Annotated in this window: 1 rRNA gene (only partly in view); it reads left to right on the top strand. The window is 56.8% G+C overall.

Annotation, left to right across the window (positions count from 1 at the left end):
- Positions 1-1,331: ribosomal RNA gene (locus tag C442_RS13795) — 23S ribosomal RNA — on the top strand (its annotated part continues 20 nt past the right edge of the window); the annotation flags it as partial.

Raw genomic sequence — 1,331 nt, 5'->3', positions numbered from 1 at the left:
TGTCCGTACCGAGAACCGACACAGGTGTCCATGGCGGCGAAAGCCAAGGCCTGTCGGGAGCAACCAACGTTAGGGAATTCGGCAAGTTAGTCCCGTACCTTCGGAAGAAGGGATGCCTGCTCCGGAACGGAGCAGGTCGAAGTGACTCGGAAGCTCGGACTGTCTAGTAACAACATAGGTGACCGCAAATCCGCAAGGACTCGTACGGTCACTGAATCCTGCCCAGTGCAGGTATCTGAACACCTCGTACAAGAGGACGAAGGACCTGTCAACGGCGGGGGTAACTATGACCCTCTTAAGGTAGCGTAGTACCTTGCCGCATCAGTAGCGGCTTGCATGAATGGATTAACCAGAGCTTCACTGTCCCAACGTTGGGCCCGGTGAACTGTACATTCCAGTGCGGAGTCTGGAGACACCCAGGGGGAAGCGAAGACCCTATGGAGCTTTACTGCAGGCTGTCGCTGAGACGTGGTCGCCGATGTGCAGCATAGGTAGGAGNGAGACACCCAGGGGGAAGCGAAGACCCTATGGAGCTTTACTGCAGGCTGTCGCTGAGACGTGGTCGCCGATGTGCAGCATAGGTAGGAGACACTACACAGGTACCCGCGCTAGCGGGCCACCGAGTCAACAGTGAAATACTACCCGTCGGTGACTGCGACTCTCACTCCGGGAGGAGGACACCGATAGCCGGGCAGTTTGACTGGGGCGGTACGCNCAGTGAAATACTACCCGTCGGTGACTGCGACTCTCACTCCGGGAGGAGGACACCGATAGCCGGGCAGTTTGACTGGGGCGGTACGCGCTCGAAAAGATATCGAGCGCGCCCTATGGCTATCTCAGCCGGGACAGAGACCCGGCGAAGAGTGCAAGAGCAAAAGATAGCTTGACAGTGTTCTTCCCAACGAGGAACGCTGACGCGAAAGCGTGGTCTAGCGAACCAATTAGCCTGCTTGATGCGGGCAATTGATGACAGAAAAGCTACCCTAGGGATAACAGAGTCGTCACTCGCAAGAGCACATATCGACCGAGTGGCTTGCTACCTCGATGTCGGTTCCCTCCATCCTGCCCGTGCAGAAGCGGGCAAGGGTGAGGTTGTTCGCCTATTAAAGGAGGTCGTGAGCTGGGTTTAGACCGTCGTGAGACAGGTCGGCTGCTATCTACTGGGTGTGTTATGGTGTCTGACAAGAACGACCGTATAGTACGAGAGGAACTACGGTTGGTGGCCACTGGTGTACCGGTTGTTCGAGAGAGCACGTGCCGGGTAGCCACGCCACACGGGGTAAGAGCTGAACGCATCTAAGCTCGAAACCCACTTGGAAAAGAGACACCGC

This window comes from Haloarcula amylolytica JCM 13557 (genome assembly GCF_000336615.1).
GTDB lineage: Archaea > Halobacteriota > Halobacteria > Halobacteriales > Haloarculaceae > Haloarcula > Haloarcula amylolytica.
This window is presented reverse-complemented; position numbering and strand designations above follow the sequence as displayed.